Origin of the sequence: Streptomyces sp. NPDC092952, assembly GCF_044754785.1 — a bacterium.
In the GTDB taxonomy this organism is placed as follows: Bacteria; Actinomycetota; Actinomycetes; order Streptomycetales; family Streptomycetaceae; genus Streptomyces.
Map to the genome: position 1 here is coordinate 229643 of NZ_JBIVPT010000009.1, position 20258 is coordinate 249900.

The window sequence follows — 20258 nt, forward strand, 5'->3', positions numbered from 1 at the left end:
AGCCGCCCCCGCTCCCCAGTATGCGACCGGGGAGCGGGGGCGGCAGCGGCCGGAAAGGCGCGGGTCAGGGGTAGGAGACCACCGTCGACGGCACGGTGGCGGTGCCGGAGGTCGGGGCGCCGGTGCCGTTGACGACGTGCGCGTACTGGCCCTGGCCGCCGAGCGAGACGACCAGGAGGTGGTGGAACCGCACACCCGGCACGGTGGGCGCGGCGAAGCCGTGCTCCTGCACGATGGACGGGGCGACGTTGTAGTAGCAGTAGCTGCCCAGGCCCCAGCCCTCGTGCGCGGTGACGTGGTCGGCGACCTTGTACGCGGCGTATCCCCTGGTGGAGCCGTTCTGGATGGCGGCCTGGTCGGGGGCGTCGTACGCCTTCTCGTTCTGGTAGAAGACCGTGCGGCCCCGTTCGCCGTTCCACTGCACGTCGTACTTGTTGAAGTGCTCCACGAACAGGCCGGTCGCGAGGACGTCGTCCCCGTTGACGACGACGCCGTAGTCGGCGCGGTTGGTCTCCCATCCGACGCCGTCTCCGTGGTCGGCGCGCCACACCCAGGTGTGGTCGACGATCGTGTGGTCGCTGTTGACGACGATGCTGGTGGTGGCCCGGCCGGCGCCCGCCCCGCCGATCCGGACGAACAGGTCCTGGACGGTGGTCGGGTTGGCGGCGTGCGCGGCGCCCGCGCCCTCGGGGCCGATCTCCACCAGGACCGGGGAGTTCACCGGCCCGGCGTCGACGAGGATCCCGGCCAGCCGTATCCCGTCCACGTCGGCCGTTCGCAGCGCGGCCGCCCCGCCGCCGGGGACGAGCGTGGGGTATCCGATGCCGAGTACCACCGTGTTCGCCCGCCCGACCTCGATCGGCCTGTCGAGGTGGTAGACGCCCGGCGTGAGCAGGAGGTTCAGCCCCTGGGCGAGGGCGGCGTTGATGCTCTCCGCCGAGTCGCCCTCCTTGGCGATGTGGAACGCGGACAGGGAGAGCGACTCGCCCTGCGGGGTGCCCCTGCCCCAGCTGGTGCCGCGCGCCTCGGTGCGCAGCGCGGGCACGAAGACCCGGTACTCGCCGCCGTCGAAGTGGAGGAAGGGCTTCTCCCGGGAGACCGGGGTGGTCTCCAGCGTGGTGTACGGCGGGTCGGGGAAGGCGTCCGCGGGGGCGCCCTCGACGCCGGACTGCACCATGTTCCAGACCCCGTTGAGCCAGCCGCCGACGGCGCTGTCGCGGGTGTACCACTGCTGCTGCGAGTACGGCCGCACGGTGCCGTCGATCCGGCTGTCGGCGATGTAGCCGCCGCTCGCCCATCCGTAGCCGTCCGGCGAGAGGTTGAGGTCGCCGCGCACGTGCATGCGCCGGAACGGGGCCGCCTGCGAGACCGCCCACCGGTTGGTTCCGCTGACCGGGGCGAGCGAGAGGTTCTCCGCCGAACGCCAGAAGTTCTGGGTGGCGTTGCCCCCGAACCAGCCCGCGTCGACGGTGACGTCACCGTTGATATGGGTGTCGTCGGGCGACAGGCCGAGGCCCATGATCGAGGTGTAGAAGCCGAGCTGGGCGTTGAGGCCGCTGTAGGTGCCGGGCTTGAGGAGCAGGGCCCAGCGGCCCGTGCCGAACTGCGCGGACTCCTGCTGCCGGAAGACCTCGTCCAGTCTGGCCTGGATGCCCGGCGTTGAAGGGTCGAAGACAATGACATGCGGCCCGAAGTCCGGGTCCGCGGCATCCGTGGCCTCGGCGCGGTGGGCGGGCCGGGCCTGCGGAGGGGTGGCGGCCGCGACCGCCGGGTGGGCGAGCAGACCGCCGACCGGAACCGCCAGTGCGGCGGCGAGCGCGGTACGGCGGGCCATGGACGTCTTCACGGCGGACTCGGGCGTGGGGGGAAGCTGCGCTGACATGGGCCTCTTCTCACGTGGGGGGCGGCTCGGGGCACGTACGCCCGGGAGGGCGCGCGTGGGAGGAGTGGCACGATCCTGCGTTCATGACTTGAACGAGCTTGGCCGAGAGAGCGCTCTCTCGCGTTGGATGATTGTGCCTTCTGTAAGAAGGAGTCAAGAGTCGTGCACGGGCCCGCCCCGCCGCGGCCCTATCGGCCGGTCATCTCCGCCGTGATGGCCCACCGTTCGTGGTCGCGCCAGGCGCCGTCGATGAGGAGGAAGTCCGGCGAGAAGCCTTCGAGGCGGAAGCCGGCCCGCCGGACCAGCCCGATCGAACCGGCGTTCTCGGGCTGGATGTTGGCTTCCAGGCGGTGCAGTCCGAGCGGGCCGAAGGCGTGGTCCAGGACCAGCCGCATCCCCTCGCCGAGCAGGCCGCGCCCGGCCGCGTGGGCGAAGGCCCCGTAGCCGAGGGCGCCGCACCGGAACGCGCCGGTGACGATGTTGTTGATGTTGATGAACCCGGCGATCGCGCCCGCCCGGCCGCCCGTGCCGCCGCGCTCGCAGACGAGGAAGCCCGCCCTGGCCGGGTCGCCGGTCAGCCGGTCCGCGTACGCGGTGTACGCGGCGGTGTCCTCGGGCGGGAACAGCCAGGGCCGGTGCAGCTCCCGGCTCTCCCGTGCGCGGGCGGTGAACTCCTCGGCGTCGCCCGGGGTGAAGGGGCGGATGCCCACCCGCCGCCCCTCGGCCAGATAGTCGCGTTCGGTCATCCGGCCACCCTAAGGGCCGTTCAGTCCAGCCCGCCGCCGACCACCGGGAGCTCCAGCACGCCGGTGTCCTGCGGGGCGCTGACGACCGTGACCGGCTTGATCCCCCGGTTGCCGGAGTACGCGGTGTCGCTCGCCGCGATCGCGAATTCGAGCCGGTGGCCCGTCTCGTAGCGGTGGACGATGCCCGGGAGCCGTACCGTGAACGGGCGGGTGACATCGGGCACCCGTACCGGTGCGACCAGCCGGTTGACCAGGTTCCTGGTGCCGTCCGGGGCGACGTCGTAGACCTTGGCGAACAGGACGAGCCGGTCGGCGGCGTCGCCGCTGTTCTGGACCCGCTCCGTCGCCGGCGAGACGACCTTCAAGGTGGCCTTCGGCGCGCCGACGACGTCGACGGGGGACGTCAGCGGGGCACTCGTCCAGCCGAGGTACGTGCCCTTGATGTCGTAGGGCTTCGGGTCGGGCAGCCCGATGACCCCGGCGAGCGAACTCTCCGAATGACTGGTCGGAACAAGCCAGTTGGCGTACTGACGGCTGCCCCGGACGACCTCGGACCGGTCCCCGACGAGCTTGCCGTCGCCGGAGAGGTACATCGTCCGCGACAGGGCCGGTACGGAGGACGCCGTGCCGTACCCGCTCCGCCAGTCGCGGTAGTAGGCGAAGGCGGGGCCGGTGTCGGCGCTCCGGTCGCCCCGGAGGTAGCGGTCGAACCAGGCGAGGACGCGCCGGCCGACGTAGCTGCCCTCCAGATTGCCCTGGCCCAGGTCGAGCTCGCCGGGCTTCTGGCCGCCGCTGTGGCCCCAGGACTGCCAGATCATCCTGGTGGTGGTTCCCTGAGCCCTGAGCTTCTCGTAGGTGGCGGTGGCCTCGTTCAGGTTGAACAGGCTGTCGGTCTGGCCCTGGACGATCAGGGTGGGCGCCTTGACCTTGCCGAGGTGGTCGACGGGGGAGACGCTGCGCGCGTAGTCGAGCATCGCGGTGGTGCGGTCGGCCGGGAAGCTTCCGGAGTTGAGCAGCCGGACGGTGTCGCAGGCGCGGGTCGCGAAGTGCAGGCAGGCGAGGTTGTTGAAGCGGGACGGGTCCAGGCTCGCGTTGAGGAGGGTCTGCCCCTCCCCCATCAGGTAGAAGCCGTTGGTCCACTGCCACTTGAAGACCCCGGCGGTGTCGGAGGAGACCCCGGTGCGGGCGTCCGCGCTGTTCGGGGCGAGCGCGTACGCGAGGTCGTTCCAGGTGATCAGCGGGACGAGGGCGTCGACCCGGTGGTCGACGGAGGCGGTGGCCAGTTGTACGGCGCCGCCGTACGAGCCGCCGATCATGCCGACCCGGGGGTCGCCCGCGCCGTCCTGGACGACGTAGTCGGCCCGGGTTCCGTCGTCGGCGGCGCGGGTCCCGGCGAGGAAGTCGATGAGACCGGCGGCCGCCCGGCCGTCGACGGCCGGGTCGTCGAGGGTGATGAGGCAGCCCGACTTCCCGAAGCCGAGGCCTGAGTAGACCAGGCCGACGTAGCCGCGCGAGGCGAACGCCTTGCCGATGGCGTCGGTCGTGCCGTCCGACTTGCTGCCGCCGAAGCCGTTGGTGGCGAGGACGGCGGGGGCCGGGTGGCCGGCGTCGGCCCCGGCGGGGCGGTACAGGTCCGCGTCGACGGTGCAGGAGCGGTCACCGGCCCGGACGGTGAACTTCAGCGGGGTGACGGTGTACCCGCCCGCCCCGTCGGCGGTCGCCCGCGCCGCACCGGTGAGGACCAGCGGTGCGGCGAGGGCGGCCCCGGCCACCCAGGCGATCGACCTGCGGGAGGACGTCCGGTACCCGGACCGGGGGCGGGACACAGCACGCGACACGAGGACCTCCACACCGAGAGCGCCTTACCGAACGGTAAGTGACGGAACGCGCTCATGCTGTGACGGTGTCGCGGGGCTGTCAACGTCCCGGACGGCGATTCCTGAACACTGCTCAACTTCTTTACGAATCGCCGTGGTTCAGCGCAGCGCCGGCTCCTCGACGGTGAGGGTGGCGGGACCGCCGTCCGCCGGGGCGTCCAGCACCGCGGACACCCCGAGCGGAACGGTGAGCGAGGTCGGCCCGTGGCCGAAGCCCAGCTCCTCGACGACCGGCACGCCCAGCGGGCCCAGCCGGTCGGCGAGCACGGCCCGTACCCGCTCGTACGGCCCGCAGCCCGCCCACGACCCGCAGACCACTCCGGCGATCCCGTCCAGCGCCCCGGCCCGCAGCAGCTGGGTGAGGATGCGGTCGAGGCTGTACGGGTCCTCTCCGGTGTCCTCGATCGCCAGCAGCCCGCCGCGCGCCGAGGACCGGGCGGACGGTGTGCCGAGGTCGGCGGCGAGCAGGCTGACGCAGCCGCCGTAGACGATGCCGCGGGCCCGGCCGGGCACCAGCGCACGCGCGGTGGGCAGGCCGAGCGTCCGCACCGACTCGGGCGCGAACAGGGTGGCCCGCAGCGACTCCTGGGTGTCCGGGTCCTTGAGGAAGGTCTCCGTCCCGGCCATCGGGCCGTGCAGGGTGACGATCCCCGCCTGGCGGGCGAACGCCTCGTGGAGCACGGTGACGTCGCTGTAGCCGACGAACACCTTCGGCCCGGCCGCGCGCATCGCCGCCCAGTCGACGAGGTCGGCCATCCGGTGGGCGCCGTACCCGCCGCGGGCGCAGATCACCGCGTCCACGGACGGGTCGCACCAGGCGGACTGGAGGTCGGCGGCCCGTGCCTCGTCGGTGCCCGCGAGGTAGTCGAGCCGGGGGTGGACCGCCCGCGCGTGCGGGGCCTCGACGACCTCCAGGCCCCAGCCGCGCAGGATGTCCAGCCCCGCCTCCATCCGGTCGGCCGGGACCGGGCCGCTCGGCGACACGACGGCGACCCGGGCCCCGGGGCGCAGCCTCGCGGGGCGGGTCAGCGGTTCGAGGGTCACCGCTTCAGCTCCAGTCGGGGTACGTCGGCGTGCTCGGCGCCGAAGGCCTGCCCGTACAGGGAGAGTTCGGCCTCCAGCGCGCGGACCATGGTGTCGGCGCGGCGGAAGCCGTGGCCCTCGCCCTCGAAGGTGAGGTAGGCGTGCGGGATGCCGCGTCCGTCGAGCGCGGCGAGGAAGCGTTCGCACTGGACGGGCGGGCAGATCGGGTCGTCCAGCCCCTGGAGCAGCAGGAAGGGGGTGGTGAGCCGGTCGACGCGGGCGATCGGGGAGCGGTCGCGGTAGCGGTCCGGGACCTCGGCGAGCGGGCCGACCAGGGACTCCAGGTACTGGGACTCGAAGTCGTGGGTCTCGCCGGTCCCCCAGCCGGTCAGGTCGAGGATCGGGTAGATGATCGTCCCGCAGGCGTAGACGTCGGTTCCGGTCAGCGAGGCGGCGGTGGTCCAGCCGCCGGCGCTGCCGCCGCGGATGGCGAGCCGGCGCCGGTCGGCGGTGCCCTCCTTCGCCAGTGCCTCGGCGACGGCGGCGCAGTCCTCGACGTCGACGACGCCCCACTGGTCGCGCAGCCGGTTGCGGTACTCCCGGCCGTAGCCGGTGGAGCCGCCGTAGTTGACCTCGGCGACGCCGATGCCGCGCGAGGTGAAGTAGGCGATCTCCAGGTCGAGCACGAGGGCGGCGTGGCCGGTGGGGCCGCCGTGCGCCCAGACCACGTAGGGCGGCAGCTCTCCGGCGGGGCCGGTGTGGCCGGGGTTGCGCGGCGGGTAGAGGTGGGCGTGGATCTCGCGTCCGCCGGGGCCGGTGAAGGTGCGCTGTTCGGGCATCGGGTAGTACACGGGGTCGACGACGTCCCGGTGCGGCGCGCCGATGACCCGGGTGCGGCCGGTCGCGGTGTCCAGTTCGACCACTTCGTACCCGCTGTACGGGCTCGCCGCCACGCCGACGACGCGGCTGCCGTGCACGGCGAGGGTCTCGGCCCATTCGGTCCGGGGCCCGGCGACGTCGACGAGTTCGCCGGTCCGGGGGTCGAGGATGCCGAGCGTGGTGGTGCCCTTGCCGTGGATGGTGGCGATCAGCCCGTTGTCCAGCGGCCGGAACCAGGCGAGGCCGATCTTCCAGAGGGGGCCGGCGAACTCCTGCTCGCGGGGGCAGAGGGCGATCGCGCCCCGGTCCGGGTCGTCGCGGTAGAGGTTCCACCAGCCGCCGCGGTCGCTGGCGAACAGCAGCCGCCCGTCGGCGTCCCACTCGATCTGCGGCACCGACTCCTCGGGTCCGCCGAGGTGGGACCGGGTGCGGTGGAAGGTGCCGTCCTCGGCCACGTCCGCGAGCATCACCTCGGTGCCGTCCCACGGCATCCGGGGGTGGTCCCAGGCGATCCACGCCACCTGTGTGCCGTCCGGCGAGAGCTTGGGGCCGGTGACGAAGCGGTGGCTGTCGTCACCGAGTTCGCGGACGGCCCCGCGGTCGTCGGCGGCCGAGCCGTCGAGCGGCACGGCGGCGATCACCCGGCGCAGTTCGGTGGGGCCCTCGCCGGTGAACTCCTCCAGGACGCACCAGACCTCGCCCCGCCCGACATGGAGCTGCGGGTCGGCCCAGCGCAGTCCACCGCCGGTGGCCGAGAGCGGGGTGAGCGGGCGGGGCGCGTCCGGCCCGTCGGGGGCGTAGGCGTAGAGCCGCTGGTCGGCGAAGTGGACGAAGACGATCAGCGGGCCGCCCTCGGCGCGGGCGGTTCCGGCCCAGGGCACTCCGCCGTATTCGATGACCCGGCTCCGTACGTTCCACGGGGCGGGCAGGACGGACCCGGTCGTGCCGTCGGCCCGGCGGCGGACCAGGGCGCGGCGGCCGGACTCGGCGGGGCGCGGTTCCGTCCACCACACCTCGTCGCCGACGGTGCCGACGTACTCCGGGCGGCCGTCCTGGGAGGCGGCGAGCGCGGCGTCGATCGGCGAGGGCCAGGTTCCGTGGGGCCCGGTGTGCTGCATGTGTCGATTCCCCCTCTGCCGTCAGGCAGTACGCAGGTAGTGGTCGAGGACGCGGACGCCGAAGTGCAGGGCGTCGACCGGGACGCGTTCGTCGACTCCGTGGAAGAGCGCCTGGTAGTCGAAGCCGATGGGCAGCCTCAGCGGCGAGAAGCCGTAGCCGGTGATGCCGAGCCGGGAGAACTGCTTGGCGTCGGTGCCGCCCGACATGCAGTACGGCACGACGTGGCCGTCCGGGTCGAAGCGCTCGATCGCGGCGCGCAGTTTCGCGAAGGTGGGCGAGTCGACGGGGGCCTGGAGCGGGATCTCCCGGTGGTGGAACTCCCAGTCGACGTCGGGGCCGGTCAGCCGGTCCAGGGTGGTGTGGAACTCGTCCTCGCCGCCGGGCACCATCCGGCCGTCGACGAACGCGGTGGCGTGGCCCGGGATGACGTTGACCTTGTACCCGGCGTCCAGCATCGTCGGGTTGGAGCTGTTGCGGACGGTGGGCGCGACCAGGTCGGCGGCGGGGCCGAGCTTGCCGAGCAGTTCGTCCACGTCGAAGCCGGGGGCGTCGAGGTCGGCGCGGATGCCGTGGAGGGCGGCGATCTCGGTGAGCGCGGCGCGGACCGTGGGGGTGAGCCGGACGGGCCATTCGTGGGCGCCGATCCGGGCGACGGCGGCGGCGAGCGCGCTGACCGCGTTGTTCCGGTTGACCTTGGAGCCGTGTCCGGCCTTGCCGTGCGCGGTGAGTTTCAGCCAGGCGGTGCCGCGTTCCCCGGCGGCGATCGGGTAGAGCGGCATGTCGGGTCCGGCGTGGAAGGTGAAGGCGCCGGACTCGCTGATGCCCTCGGTGCAGCCCTCGAAGAGATCGGCGTGCCGGTCGGCGAGGAAGCCCGAGCCGTCGTCGGCGCTGGCCTCCTCGTCGGCGGTGTACGCGATGACGATGTCGCGGCGGGGCCGGATCCCGGCCCGCGCCCAGCCGCGTACGACGGCCAGGACCATCGCGTCCATGTTCTTCATGTCGATGGCGCCGCGTCCCCAGACGACGCCGTCGCGGACCTCGCCGGAGAAGGGGTGCACGGTCCAGTCGGCGGCCTCGGCCGGGACCACGTCGAGGTGGCCGTGGACGAGGAGGGCGTCGGCCGAGGGGTCGGTGCCGGGGATGCGGGCGACCACGTTGGTGCGTCCGGGGGTCCGCTCCAGCAGGGTCGGCTCGATCCCGGCGGCGGCCAGCCGCTCGGCGACGTACTCGGCGGCCGGCCGTTCCCGGCACTCGCCGTCGCCCCGGTTGGTGGTGTCGATCCTGATCAGCTCGGAGGTGAAGGCCACCGATTCGTCGAGCGCCTGCCGGTCGACGCCGTCCTGGGTACCGGTCGCCTCAGCCATACTGTTCCTCCACGGCGGACGACACGATCGTCGTCACGGCCTTGAACGTGCGGATTCCTTCGTACATCGTCGCGCTGGTGTAGGCGACGCGCCGTTCACCGCTGGGCGCCACGCCGGGGACGACGGTGGCCGCCTGGGCCAGGTGCTCGGCGTCGAACTCCAGCTCCACGGTGAAGGGGCCGCCCGCGACGGGTTCGTACCGTCCGGCGAGCGCGGTGGCCTCCTTGGCGGCGGCCCTGATGTCGGCCGCGGTACGGGCCGGGGTGCGGCAGACCGCCGCGTACCGGGACACGTAGTCCTTGACCGCGACCTTGCGCGCCGCCGGGGCGTACCCCTCCGCGTCCACGCAGGTCAGGTTGTCGCCGGTGACCAGGACGACGGGGACCCCGTACTCGGCGACGACATGGGCGTTGAGCAGGCCCTCGCTGGCGCGGGCGCCGTTGAGCCAGACCCCGGTGATGGAGTTGGCGAGGTAGGTGTGGGCGAGGACCCCTTCCGCGCCGGCGCCGGTGTGGTAGCCGATGAAGGCGATGGCGTCGACGTCACCGTGCTGGATGCCCTCGACCATGGAGAGGGACTTGTGCCGCCCGGTGAGCATCTCGACCCGGTCGTCGAGCCGCTCCAGCAGGAGGTTGCGCATGGACCAGTGGGCCTCGTTGACGAGTACCTCGTCCGCGCCGCCGTCGTGGAAACCGAGCACCGCCGCGTTCACGTCGGAGGTGAACATGGCGCGGCACCGCTCCCACTGGGGCGTGCCCGGCAGCACGTCGGCGGGCCAGGTGACGCCGGTGGCGCCTTCCATGTCCGCGCTGATCAGGATCTTCATGCCGGGCCACGGTACGCGCCCGAGAACCGCCAGGCCAGAGCCACGGGCACGTTCAATGGTCCAGTCCTCCGAAGGGTGTGCGACGCACACCGCGAACGGGCGCATCACGGACACCGACCCCCGCGGGAGCGGCGCCGGGGCGCCGGGGCCGCCTTGACACATTCCACTACCCCAGACCATGATTCCATTAATTGACTAATGGAATTGAGGCGAAGTGCATGGCAGACGCATTGACTCCGGCCGGCTCGTCCGGTGCCTGGGCCCTGGAGGCCCGTGGCCTGGGTAAGCGCTACCGTCGCGGCCGGGCGCTGGAGGATGTCTCCTTCCGGCTGCCGGCCGGCCGGATCTGCGGCCTGGTCGGCCCCAACGGAGCCGGGAAGAGCACCCTGCTCGGCATCGCGACCCGTCAGGTGCAGCCCACGGAAGGCAGCCTGAGCATCTTCGGCGTGCCGGTGGACGACCCCCGGGCGATGCCGAGATTCGCGTTCCTCGGCCAGGACAAGCCGCTGTTCAAGCGGTTCACCGTGGCCGAGACCCTGCGCATGGGCAGCGAGCTCAACCCCAACTGGGACGCCGCCTCGGCGGAGCGGATCGTCCGGGCGGGCCAGGTGCCGATGGACGCCAGGGTCGGCACGCTCTCCGGCGGCCAGCGGACCCGCGTCGCGTTCGCCCTCGCCTTCGGCAAGCGGCCCGACCTGCTGCTGCTCGACGAGCCGATGTCGGACCTCGACCCGCTGGCCCGCCACGACATGAGCACACTGCTGATGTCCGAGGCGGTCGAGCACGGCACCACCGTCGTCATGTCCTCCCACATGCTCTCCGAGCTGGAGGACATGTGCGACTACCTGCTGGTGCTCGCGGGCGGCCGGCTCCGGATGGCGGGGGACGCGGACGCGCTCGTCCCGGCCCACGCACTGGTGACCGGACTCGCCGCGGACGGCGATCCCGCCGCCCTGCTCGCCCCCCACACGGTCATCGAGTACCGCGTCCAGGGCCGGCAGTTCCACGCGCTGGTCCGGCCCCAGGGCCCGCTGTCCGGCGACTGGGTGGTCGCCGAACCCAGCCTGGAGGAAGTCCTCCTGGCCCATCTGCGCTCGCCGCAGGCGCCCCCCTTGTTCACACCCGGTGCCCGTACCGAGGCCGAAGGGAGCCACACCGCATGAGCACCACCCTCACCGAAGCCCCCCGGTCCAACGACACCACCAAGCCGCGGCTGCTGCGCGGGCTGAGCTGGCTCGTCGTACGCCAGCACCGGGGCGCCCTGCTCACCCTGCTCGGCGCGACCGTACTCGGCTCGCTCTGGATCGTGTACGAGCGCAGCGGCATGAAGGACGTCCTGGAGGCCGCGGGCTGGCCGGCGAAGGACGTCATGTCGCTGAACTTCGACTCCGACGGCGTGAACCTCGTCGTCAGCGCGCTCGGGGCGCTGCCGCTGCTGCTCGCCGTCTTCGTCGGCGCCCCGCTGATCGCGGGCGACAAGGAGAACGGCACCGCGCAGCTGGTCACCACCCAGTCCGTGACGCGCGGACGCTGGGCGGTGGCGAAGCTCGCCTGGACCTACGGCGCGGTGCTGGTGACCGGCGTGGTGCTGTCGGCGGTCTTCACCTGGTGGTGGAAGCCCTACCGCTCGGTGTTCCCGTACGACTGGGCGAGCGGGTCGATCTTCGACACCACCGGACCGGTGCTCCCCGCGTTCTGCCTCTTCCTGACCGCCGCGGGCGTCACCATCGGCGTACTGGTGCGCCGGACCCTCCCGGCGATGGCGGCCGGACTCTTCTTCTCCTGGGCCTTCGGGGTGTTCTGGGACCGGATGATCGTCAACCTCGCCTCGACCCGCACGCTCGTCTACCCGCTCGACGACGACATGCCCGCCCGGCTGAACGAGTCGCTGGAGGTGGACCGGTGGATCGGCTCCGCCGACGGACACCTCTACGGCTGGGGCCTGTGCTCCAAGACCACCGAGAAGGCGTCGAACGCGTGCATCGAGAAGCACGGCATCGTGAACAATGTCTACGAGTACCTGGAGTACGACCAGATGGGCGGCATGCAGTGGCTCGGGGCGGCCCTGCTGCTCGCGGGCACCGCGGTGCTCACCGCGTTCGTCCTGTGGCGGGTGTCCCGTCGCCCGCTCTAGAGCCTGGCAGATGGGAAGGTGAAGGCAGTGGTCGTGTTCCGGATCGACCGGCGCAGCGGAGTGGCGACGTACCTCCAGATCGTGCGCCAGGTCGAGCAGGCACTGCGGATGGGTGCCCTGGAGGAGGGTGACCGGCTGCCCACGGCCGCGCAGGTGGCGGCCGACACCAAGGTCAACCCGAACACCACGCTCAAGGCGTACCGGGAGCTGGAGCGGGCGGGTCTCGCCGAGGTGCGGCAGGGGGCGGGCACCTTCATCACCCGCACCCTCGTCCCGCCCCAGGCGGGCACCGACTCCCCGCTGCGCGCCTCGCTCACCGAGTGGCTGACCGAGGCGAAGGGGCAGGGACTCAGCGGCCAGGAGGTGGACGCCCTCTTCCGCTCGGCGTACGCGGCCGTGTACCCGCCCGGGGCGGACACCGGCTGACCACGCGCTCCGGTACGTACGGCCGCTCCGGCCCCCGGCAGGGGACCGGAGCGGCCTTCGTTCACCGCGCCGCCGGGTAGTCGCCGGTGGCGCCGTCGGTCCGTTCGCGCAGCAGGTCCGCGTGGCCGTTGTGACGGGCGTACTCCTGGATCATCACCAGGTACACCCAGCGCAGGCTGACGGTCCGGCCACGGGTGGCCGAGACGAACGTCTCGTCGAGCCCGCGCCCCGCCACCACGGCCTCGCACGCCGCGACCTCGTCGCGGTAGCGGGCGAAGTCGCGCTCCGCGTGCGCGGCGTCGACGCCCTCCAGCCCCTCGTCGCCGTCGTCCGGTCCGGTGAAGACGTCGCCGAGCGGCTCACCGGCGAAACTGCGGCGGAACCACCAGCGTTCGATCTCCGCCATGTGCCGGACCAGGCCGAGGAGGCTGAGGCCGGACGGTTCGGCGGCGGTCCGCGCGAGCCGGGCCGGGTCGAGCCCGGCGCACTTGGTGAGCAGCGTCTCCCGGTGCCAGCGCAGCCAGCCGTCGAGCAGCACGCGCTCGTCGGCGGCGCTCGCCACGTTCAGCTGGTCGCCGCCCGGGGTCGTACGGTCGACCCGGGGCGCCGTCCACGTCCTCCCGTCCATTGCGGGTCACTCCCCGGTGGCGCCGTCGAGGCGCTCGCGGAGCAGGTCGGCCTGGCCGTTGTGGCGGGCGTACTCCTCGATCAGATGGGTGAGGACGTACCGGAGCGAGAACACCTCCTCGCCGTGACTCCCGGTGATGTCGAGGGAGTCGGCGGCCTCGACGGTGGCCCGGGAGCGGGCGCACTCCTCCTCCCAGATACGGAACGCCTCGGCGGGATCGGCGTCCGCCACGTCGAACTCGGCGAACTCTCCGGGGTTCGGCCCCGGCCAGTGCGGCGGTGCCACCTCCTCCTTCAGCACCCGCCGGAACCACGAGCGTTCGACCTCGGCGAGATGGCGCACGAGCCCGAGCAGGGTCAGGTCCGAGGGCGGCACGGCTGCCGTCCGCAGCTGCGCGGCGGTGAGCCCGGCGCACTTCATGGCCAGGGTCTCCCGCTGGTACTGGAGGAAGCCGCTCAGTGACGCACGCTCGTCGCCCACCTGCGGGGGCCTGCTTCTCGCATCGTCGGTCATCGCGTCATCATGCCAAGCCCGGTTCCCGGTGCGCCCGTGGTTTCCGACGGGCGCACCGGGTGCGGCCGTTGCTCAGGTGCGGCCCAGGACGAACCAGCGGGCGGGCAGTTCGACGCGGGCCCCGTCGGGCAGGTGCACGGTCTGCACCAGGGCGCCCGCACCGTCCGCCAGCAGGGTGAGGCCGGTCTCCCCGAGCAGTCGGCGCACCTCCTCCTCCGTGGCCTCGGCGGGCCGGAGCCCGTGCTCCAGGACCCGGCGCAGCTTCTCCGGCGGGCCGTCCGGGCCCTGGGCCACCTGCCGGAGCACGTCCTTGGAGGCGGGGGTCGGTTCGGTCACGAAGGCCCTCCCCCGTTTCCCGACCAGCGTGGCGACCGCCGCGGCGACGGCGGGCCGGGCCCCGGGCTCGCTCTGGTGGATCACCGCGCGCAGGTAGACGTGGGCGTCGCCGATCCGTTCGTGCAGCGCGGCCACGGCCGCCGCGTCGACCAGGTCGAGCTGGGCGAACTCGGCGGCGCCCCCGGGGTCGGCGCGGCGGGCGTGCGCGACGGCCGCGTGGGAGAGGTCCACTCCTATCGCGCGGACGAAGCGGGTGGCGAGGTAGCGGGTCTGGGTTCCGTTGCCACAGCCGAGGTCGAGGACGGGCAGCGCGGGGTCGGCGTACGGCAGCAGCCGTTCGATGTCGGGGGCGGCGGTGACGGACGGGTCGGCGTCCCAGATCGCGTCGCCCGGAGTGTCCGAGGTGGCGGCCCAGTAGCCCTCCCACGCCTCGCGGTACCGCTGTGACACGTCCATGCGCACTCCCTGCTGTCCGTCCCGGGTGGTCCCCCGCGTCCGGGACCGGCCTACCGTCCCGGCACGGCCGGGGCAAGGGGGCGTGCGGTGAACCTTCCGCGGCCGGTCCGTGCGCCGGTCACCGGGCGGGGCGCGGCGCCGGGTCGATCGCCTGCTCGAACCAGACGGTCTTGCCGTGCCCGGTGCTGCTGGTGCCCCAGGTCCGGGCGAGGCTGCTCACCACCCGCAGGCCGCGCCCCGACTCGTCGTCGTGGGCGGCGTCGAGCAGGGTGGCCGGCGCGGGCTCGTCGTCACGGACCTCGCAGAGCAGGGCGTCGGTGCGGACCAGCCGCAGCTCGACGGGGCGGCCGCCGCGGGCGTGCCGTACGGCGTTGGTGACGAGCTCGCTGACCATCAGTTCGGCCGTCTCCACCGCGTCCGGCAGCCCCCAGTCGCGCAGCCGGCCGCGCACCAGGCGCCGGGCCCGGGCCACCTCGCGCGGGTCGGGGGCGAGGTGCCAGGAGGCGACGTGGTCCTCCGGGATTCCGTTGAGCCGGGCCATCAGCAGGGCGACGTCGTCCTTGCGCCCGCCGGCCGGGTTCAGGGCGCGGATGATCGCGTCGCAGGCGTCGTCCATGGAGGCGGCGGGGTGGGCGGCAGAGGCGCAGAGCGCGGCCAGTCCGGCGCCGATGTCCTGGCCGCGCACCTCGACCAGCCCGTCGGTGCAGAGGATCAGCCGGTCGCCGGGGCGGACCCGTACGGTGGCGGACCGGAAGGCGACGCCGCCGACACCGATCGGGGCGCCGGTGGGCAGGTCGAGCAGCTCCGCCCGGCCGTCCTCGGCATGGACCAGCACGGGCGGGATGTGGCCCGCGTTGACCAGCTGCACCTCGGAGCCGATCGGGTCGTAGACGGCGTAGAGGCAGGTCGCCAGATACTGCTCGCCGAGGCGCTGGGCGAGGTCGTCGAGATGGCGCAGCAGCTGGGCGGGGGCCATCTCCATCGTCGCCATGGTCAGCACAGCGGTGCGCAACTGGCCCATCATCGCCGCCGAGTTGAGCCCGTGGCCCATGACGTCGCCGACGACGAGCGCGGTCCGGGAGCCGGGCAGTTTCACCGAGTCGAACCAGTCGCCGCCGACCCGGCCGAGCCGGGCGCCGGGCAGGTACCGGGTGGCGATGTCGCAGCCGGCCATCCGGGGCGCGATCCGGGGCAGCATGCTGTCCTGGAGGGTCTCCGCGACGTTCTCCTGGTAGGTGTACATCCGGGCGTTGTCGAGCACGAGACCGGCGCGGGCGGCGAGTTCGGCGCCGGTGGTGCGGTCCATGTCGTCGAAGGGCTCGCGGTCGGGGCGGCGCATCAGGACCATGAAGCCGAGGACCACGCCGCGCGCCTTGAGCGGCACGATGAGCAGCGAGCGGTGGGTGATCAGCGGGCGCAGGTCGCGCTTCTCGAACTCGCCGGAGATCCGGTTGCTGAGCTCCTCGTCGACGTACGGGACGAGCACGGGCTCACCGGTGACCATGCAGCGGAAGAACGGGGTGTGCTCGGGGAAGGCGATGGACTCGCCGACGGGGACGGTGTCGTCCCAGCGGCCCGGCTCGTCGTTGTGCTCGACCCAGACCCGGTGCCAGACGGTGGTGACGTCGGGCGGCCCGTCCGGGAACCCCTCCCCGGCCAGCACGGCGGCGCGCAGGTGGGTTCCGGCGAAGTCGGTGAAACGGGGTACGGCGGCGCTGGTGACCTCGCGGATGGTGCGGGCCAGGTCGAGGGAGGTGCCGATGCGGTCGCTGACCTCGTTGAGGAACTCCAGCCGTTCGCGGGCCGCCGCGTGTTCGAGGTCCGCCTCCCGGCGGGGCGCGGTGCCGGGGACGGGCGTCCGGCCGTGGTCGCCGTGCGGGGCGGGGCGGCGTGCCAGGCGGCGGGGCACGCCCCAGTCGGGGGTGACCGGAGCCTGGCTGCGGTGGCTGAACTCCAGGACGGGGTAGCCGAGTTCGAGTACCTGGTCGACGATCCGGGTGGCCTCGCCGACGCTCATGCTGGGCAGGATCTCGGGAAGGCGGCCCGCCAGTTCGCGGGAGCCGGGGAAGTCGGTGTGGAGGGCGAAGGCGGGGGCGGCCGTCCCGGCCTCCCGCCCGTCGCCGCCCAGCCTCCCGCCGTCCGCGGCGAGCACCAGGAGCCGCTCGGGCCCGGGGCCGATCAGTGGATACGCCCACCACAGGACGTCGATCCGGCCCCGTACGGGTTCGTCGAGACGGGCCCGGCCGGACATCGGGTGGTCGAGGGCCCCGCCCGGTCCGGGGCCGGGCCCCGGGTCGGATCCGTCGCCCTCCCCCGTCTCCTCCGACCGGTTCAACGCCCCGTACACCGGCAGGAGTTCGGCGGCGGGACTGCCGATCGCCGCTTGCCTGCCGACACCGAAGAGCCGTCCCGCGCCGCTCGACCAGTGGGAGATCCGCCCGTCCTGGTCGACCACCGCGACGGCGAGCGGGACCCGGCCCGTCGCGGCGTCGTACAGCACGGGCGACCGTTGGCCCGGCACCTCGCGGTCCATGGGTGGAAGGCTCCTTCCCCACCGCGACGTTCCGCGGTGCGTGATTCCACGGTACGGCCCGGCGACCGGTGTGCGCCGGTCGTCGGGCCGATCGTCGCCGGGAGCGGTTCCCCGGTCCCTCACCGATGAATACTCAGTCCTCGTGGCCGAGTTGGAGATCGCGTTCGGTCCGTCCGCCGCCCGCGACCTGGAGGACGGTGGCCACCGGCGGGTAGCCGGCCGCGATCACCGTGTACTCGCCGGTGGACAGGTCCACGAAGCGGAACGTGCCGTCGGCGCCCGTGGTGAGGGTGTCGACCACGTTGCCCGCCGCGTCCAGCAGGGTGACCCGGGCGTCCTCGACGGGCCTGCCGCCGTTGGCCCGTACGACGCCGCGCAGCACCGCGCCGCCCGCCAGCTCGATGTCCTGCCGGGTCTCCCGGGCCGCCTGCACGCTCACCGGCAGCGCGGCGGGCCGGAAGGCGGGGGCGCTGGCCGCGAGGGTGTACTCGCCCGCCACCAGTTCCGTGATCACGTAGCCACCCTCGCGGCCGCTGCGGGCGGAGGCGACGACCTCGCCGCGGACGTCGGTGAGGGTGACGGAGGCGTCGCGCACCGGGGTGCCGTCGGCGGTGGTGACGACCCCGGCGAGGCGCCCGGCCCCGCCGAGCACCACGTCGAGTTCGACCGGCCGTTCGCCGACGGTGACGCTGACGGCCTGCGGCTGGTGTCCGCCCGCCGCGGCGATCAGGACGTACGACCCCGAACCGGGCGCGCTCAGCGCGTACCGCCCGTCGGCCGCGCTGGCGCCCCGGCCGACCTGCCGTCCCTGGACGTCGATGAGGGTGAGCGCGGCACGGGCGACCTTGGTGCCGTCGGGGTGCTGGACATGGCCGGAGACCGCGACGCCGGAGCGCGGGGAGGCGGGCGGGACGGCCCCGGTGGCCGGTGCGGCCGGGAGCGCCGGGACGGTGCGGGCGACCGGGACGGCGGGGGACTCGGTGGTGACGGACTCGGTGGTGCTGTCGGGGCTGTGGTGGGACACCAGCGGTTTCTCCTTGAGGAAGAAGGCGAAGAACAGGCCGAGCGCGAGCACCGGCACGAGGTAGAGGAAGATCCGCGGCATCGCGTCGGCGTACGCCTGGATGTAGCTGTCGCGCAGCGCGGGCTCCATCGCGTGGACGAGCTGCGGGGTGATGGACTCGGGGTCCGGGAGGTCGGCGCCGGACGGGAGCCGGACGGCGAGCGCGTCGGCGAGCCGGCCGGCGAAGAGCGTCCCGAAGACGGCGGCGCCGACGCTGCCGCCGATCTGCCGGAAGTAGTTGTTGGCGCTGGTGGCGGAGCCGATGTCGGCGGGGACGACCGAGTTCTGCACGGCGAGCACCAGCACCGGCATGACCAGTCCGATCCCGATGCCGAGTACGGCCTGCGCGATGCTGTACTCGATGCGCGGGGTGTCGACGTCGAGGAAGGAGAGCAGCCACATCCCGACCACCGAGGTCCCGCTGCCGATGATCGGGTACAGCCGGTAGCGGCCGGTGCGGGAGATCAGCTGGCCGGAGACGACGGACGCGACGACGATGCCGCCCATCATCGGGAGCATCAGCAGTCCGGACTCGGTGGCGCTGGCGCCGTCGACCATCTGGAGGAAGGTCGGCAGATAGCTGGCGGCGCCGAACAGGCCCACCCCGATGACCGCCCCGACGAGCGCGGTGACGTTGAAGATCGAGTCGCGGAACAGCCGCAGCGGGATGACGGGTTCGGCCGCCCGGCGCTCGACGGCCAGGAACAGCAGGGCCGTCGCGAGTGCTCCGGCGCCCAGCCCCAGGATCATGGGCGAGCCCCAGGCGTACTCGGTGCCGCCCCAACTGGTCAGCAGCACCAGACAGGTGGACGCGGCGGCGAGCAGCAGCGCGCCGAGGACGTCGAGCCGGGGCCGCACGGCGGGCCTGGGCAGTTTCAGTACGACGGTGATGACCGCGAAGGTGACCAGGCCGAACGGGACGTTGATGTAGAAGCACCAGCGCCAGGAGGCGTGGTCGGTGAAGAATCCGCCGAGCAGCGGGCCCGCCACCGAGGCGAGGCCGAAGGCGGCACCGATGAGTCCCATGAACCGGCCGCGTTCGCGGGGCGGCACGACGTCCGCGATGATCGCCTGGACGCCGATCATGAGCCCGCCGCCGCCGATGCCCTGGACGGCCCGGAAGGCGATCAGCTCGTCCATGGTGCGGGACCAGCCGGCCAGCGCGGAGCCGATCACGAAGACGACGATGGCGAACTGGAAGACGCCCTTGCGGCCGAAGAGGTCGCCGAGCTTTCCGTAGATCGGCAGGCCGATCGTGGAGGCGAGCAGATAGGCCGTGACGGCCCAGGACATCTTCTCCAGGCCGTGCAGCTCACCGACGATCTTCGGCAGCGCGGTGGCCACGATCATCTGGTCGAGCGCCGCGAGGAGCAGGGTGAGCATCAGCCCGATGAAGATCAGCCGGATGCGGCGGGGGTCGGTCTCCGGCCCGCCCTCACCGACGCCCCCTGCGCCCGCCTTCCCACCGGCCTCGCCCGGTGGCGCGGACGACCCGGAGCGTTGCTCCGGTAACGGCCCGACGGACCGCGGGGGCGGTACGACGACCGTACGGGCCGTCTCCTCGCCACCCGGTTCTTCCTCCAGCAGAGTCTTCCCGCCCACCACGTGTCCGCTCCCCTCGTCGCGTCTGCGCCGCCCTTTTGTCGCACTGCGCGGGGAGCGAGGCAAACGCGGCGGGGGGCGCCGACGGCGGGCGCGAAACGGTTTAAGGCCCGGTGGGAGCCGCTGCGGCGGGTGGACCGGCGCACCGGGAAAACCACCCGAACCGGTGAGGCGGATCATGGCCGTCCCGGGCCTGGTCTGGCGTTCGGACCGGGCCCGGGAGAGGCGCCGGGGCTACTTCTCCACGCGGGTGGCGAGGTTCTGCAGCAGCTCGTCGTAGATCCGGGCGAGGCCCTTGGGCGCGAAGGTCCGCTCGAAGAACCCGCCGATGCCGCCGGCGCCGTTCCAGACGGTCGAGACGACCGCCTTCGACCTGCCCTCGCCGGCCGGGGTGACGGTCCAGGTGGTGACCATCGAGGAGTTGCGGTCCTTCTCGACGAGCTGCCCGTCGGTGGGCTCGGTGACCTCCAGCAGGCAGTCGCGGACCCGCTTGCTGGTGGCCTGGAGCTTCCAGTGGACGAGGGTGCCCTCGCCGTCGCCGCCCTCGCGCACCTCGTACTCGCTGAAGTGTCCGGGCAGCACCTCGCCCCGGACCTCCTGGTAGTCGGCCAGGGCGTCGAACACCGTCTCCGCGTCCGCCGCGATGACTCGCTCCGTGGTGGCCTCGACCTGCGCCATGGCTCTTCCTCCAGCACTCGGTTGTTCGGGGGACTCCGAGCCTTCCATCTCCGGCACCGCGCTCAAAATCCGGCCCGGACGCCCGCCGCCGCCCGCTTCCGTCCGGCCCGGGACGAAGGGGAGAAAACGATCAAGGGAACAAGTGTTCTATTCTCGGGCCAGTGCTACCGAGG

General features: G+C 73.0%; 16 protein-coding genes. 3 read left to right on the top strand and 13 right to left on the bottom strand.

Going from position 1 to position 20258, the window contains the following annotated elements:
* Positions 1–64 precede the first annotated feature (64 nt).
* The 7 genes from ACIQGQ_RS22930 to ACIQGQ_RS22960 all read right to left on the bottom strand — a co-directional run bounded on the left by ACIQGQ_RS22930 (position 65) and on the right by ACIQGQ_RS22960 (position 9716).
* A complete protein-coding gene (locus ACIQGQ_RS22930; RefSeq protein ID WP_402398486.1) occupies positions 65–1882 on the bottom strand; it encodes a coagulation factor 5/8 type domain-containing protein in 1818 nt (605 codons plus the stop codon).
* 188 nt (positions 1883–2070) lie between these two features.
* Complete coding sequence (locus ACIQGQ_RS22935) at positions 2071–2628, bottom strand: GNAT family N-acetyltransferase (protein WP_402398487.1); 558 nt, start codon at positions 2626–2628, stop codon at positions 2071–2073.
* Positions 2629–2648: 20 nt separating this feature from the next.
* Entirely contained in the window at positions 2649–4454 is a 1806-nt protein-coding gene (locus ACIQGQ_RS22940; protein WP_402398536.1) for a CocE/NonD family hydrolase, read from the bottom strand.
* A gap of 150 nt (positions 4455–4604) precedes the next feature.
* The gene (locus ACIQGQ_RS22945; protein ID WP_402398488.1) at positions 4605–5549 is read right to left on the bottom strand and encodes an LD-carboxypeptidase; all 945 of its coding nucleotides are present in this window, start codon (positions 5547–5549) and stop codon (positions 4605–4607) included.
* Positions 5546–7525: a prolyl oligopeptidase family serine peptidase gene (locus tag ACIQGQ_RS22950; protein ID WP_402398489.1), complete on the bottom strand. Its 1980-nt coding sequence runs from the start codon at positions 7523–7525 to the stop codon at positions 5546–5548. Before ACIQGQ_RS22950 ends, ACIQGQ_RS22945 begins: the two co-directional genes overlap by 4 nt.
* Before the next feature lie 21 nt (positions 7526–7546).
* Positions 7547–8890 carry a M20/M25/M40 family metallo-hydrolase gene (locus ACIQGQ_RS22955; protein WP_402398490.1) on the bottom strand — a complete coding sequence of 448 codons (1344 nt, stop codon included), beginning with the start codon at positions 8888–8890 and terminating at the stop codon, positions 7547–7549.
* The gene (locus ACIQGQ_RS22960; RefSeq protein WP_366297262.1) at positions 8883–9716 is read right to left on the bottom strand and encodes a M55 family metallopeptidase; all 834 of its coding nucleotides are present in this window, start codon (positions 9714–9716) and stop codon (positions 8883–8885) included. Before ACIQGQ_RS22960 ends, ACIQGQ_RS22955 begins: the two co-directional genes overlap by 8 nt.
* A gap of 218 nt (positions 9717–9934) precedes the next feature.
* Between ACIQGQ_RS22960 and ACIQGQ_RS22965 the strand changes: the two genes are divergently transcribed.
* From ACIQGQ_RS22965 to ACIQGQ_RS22975, 3 genes are read left to right on the top strand one after another with little or no spacing between them, the layout of a single operon-like run.
* A complete protein-coding gene (locus ACIQGQ_RS22965) occupies positions 9935–10879 on the top strand; it encodes an ABC transporter ATP-binding protein (protein ID WP_402398491.1) in 945 nt (314 codons plus the stop codon).
* A complete protein-coding gene (locus ACIQGQ_RS22970) occupies positions 10876–11850 on the top strand; it encodes an ABC transporter permease (protein WP_402398492.1) in 975 nt (324 codons plus the stop codon). The genes ACIQGQ_RS22965 and ACIQGQ_RS22970 overlap by 4 nt, the downstream gene beginning before the upstream one ends.
* Before the next feature lie 18 nt (positions 11851–11868).
* Positions 11869–12276 (top strand): GntR family transcriptional regulator, encoded by a 408-nt coding sequence (locus tag ACIQGQ_RS22975; protein ID WP_402398493.1) that lies wholly within the window; start codon positions 11869–11871, stop codon positions 12274–12276.
* Positions 12277–12337: 61 nt separating this feature from the next.
* Here the strand turns inward: ACIQGQ_RS22975 and ACIQGQ_RS22980 are convergent, their stop codons facing one another.
* The 6 genes from ACIQGQ_RS22980 to ACIQGQ_RS23005 all read right to left on the bottom strand — a co-directional run bounded on the left by ACIQGQ_RS22980 (position 12338) and on the right by ACIQGQ_RS23005 (position 20085).
* Complete coding sequence (locus ACIQGQ_RS22980; RefSeq protein WP_402398494.1) at positions 12338–12904, bottom strand: DinB family protein; 567 nt, start codon at positions 12902–12904, stop codon at positions 12338–12340.
* Between the two features lie 6 nt (positions 12905–12910).
* The gene (locus tag ACIQGQ_RS22985; RefSeq protein WP_402398495.1) at positions 12911–13417 is read right to left on the bottom strand and encodes a DinB family protein; all 507 of its coding nucleotides are present in this window, start codon (positions 13415–13417) and stop codon (positions 12911–12913) included.
* Positions 13418–13489: 72 nt separating this feature from the next.
* Complete coding sequence (locus ACIQGQ_RS22990; protein ID WP_402398496.1) at positions 13490–14209, bottom strand: methyltransferase domain-containing protein; 720 nt, start codon at positions 14207–14209, stop codon at positions 13490–13492.
* Positions 14210–14327: 118 nt separating this feature from the next.
* Positions 14328–16742, bottom strand: coding sequence for a SpoIIE family protein phosphatase (locus ACIQGQ_RS22995; RefSeq protein WP_402398497.1), 2415 nt, complete (start codon positions 16740–16742; stop codon positions 14328–14330).
* 133 nt (positions 16743–16875) lie between these two features.
* Positions 16876–19410: an MFS transporter gene (locus ACIQGQ_RS23000; RefSeq protein WP_402398498.1), complete on the bottom strand. Its 2535-nt coding sequence runs from the start codon at positions 19408–19410 to the stop codon at positions 16876–16878.
* 231 nt (positions 19411–19641) lie between these two features.
* A complete protein-coding gene (locus ACIQGQ_RS23005; RefSeq protein ID WP_352279646.1) occupies positions 19642–20085 on the bottom strand; it encodes an SRPBCC family protein in 444 nt (147 codons plus the stop codon).
* Positions 20086–20258: the final 173 nt, after the last annotated feature.

Excerpts from the sequence above, each read along its gene's own strand:
- ACIQGQ_RS22935 (WP_402398487.1), bottom strand. The coding sequence starts at position 2,628 with ATGACCGAACGCGACTATCTGGCCGAGGGGCGGCGGGTGGGCATCCGC.
- ACIQGQ_RS22995 (WP_402398497.1), bottom strand. The coding sequence starts at position 16,742 with ATGGACCGCGAGGTGCCGGGCCAACGGTCGCCCGTGCTGTACGACGCC.
- ACIQGQ_RS22950 (WP_402398489.1), bottom strand. The coding sequence starts at position 7,525 with ATGCAGCACACCGGGCCCCACGGAACCTGGCCCTCGCCGATCGACGCC.
- ACIQGQ_RS22985 (WP_402398495.1), bottom strand. The coding sequence starts at position 13,417 with ATGACCGACGATGCGAGAAGCAGGCCCCCGCAGGTGGGCGACGAGCGT.
- ACIQGQ_RS22980 (WP_402398494.1), bottom strand. The coding sequence starts at position 12,904 with ATGGACGGGAGGACGTGGACGGCGCCCCGGGTCGACCGTACGACCCCG.
- ACIQGQ_RS22965 (WP_402398491.1), top strand. The coding sequence starts at position 9,935 with ATGGCAGACGCATTGACTCCGGCCGGCTCGTCCGGTGCCTGGGCCCTG.
- ACIQGQ_RS23005 (WP_352279646.1), bottom strand. The coding sequence starts at position 20,085 with ATGGCGCAGGTCGAGGCCACCACGGAGCGAGTCATCGCGGCGGACGCG.
- ACIQGQ_RS22930 (WP_402398486.1), bottom strand. The coding sequence starts at position 1,882 with ATGTCAGCGCAGCTTCCCCCCACGCCCGAGTCCGCCGTGAAGACGTCC.
- ACIQGQ_RS22990 (WP_402398496.1), bottom strand. The coding sequence starts at position 14,209 with ATGGACGTGTCACAGCGGTACCGCGAGGCGTGGGAGGGCTACTGGGCC.
- ACIQGQ_RS22960 (WP_366297262.1), bottom strand. The coding sequence starts at position 9,716 with ATGAAGATCCTGATCAGCGCGGACATGGAAGGCGCCACCGGCGTCACC.
- ACIQGQ_RS22970 (WP_402398492.1), top strand. The coding sequence starts at position 10,876 with ATGAGCACCACCCTCACCGAAGCCCCCCGGTCCAACGACACCACCAAG.
- ACIQGQ_RS22955 (WP_402398490.1), bottom strand. The coding sequence starts at position 8,890 with ATGGCTGAGGCGACCGGTACCCAGGACGGCGTCGACCGGCAGGCGCTC.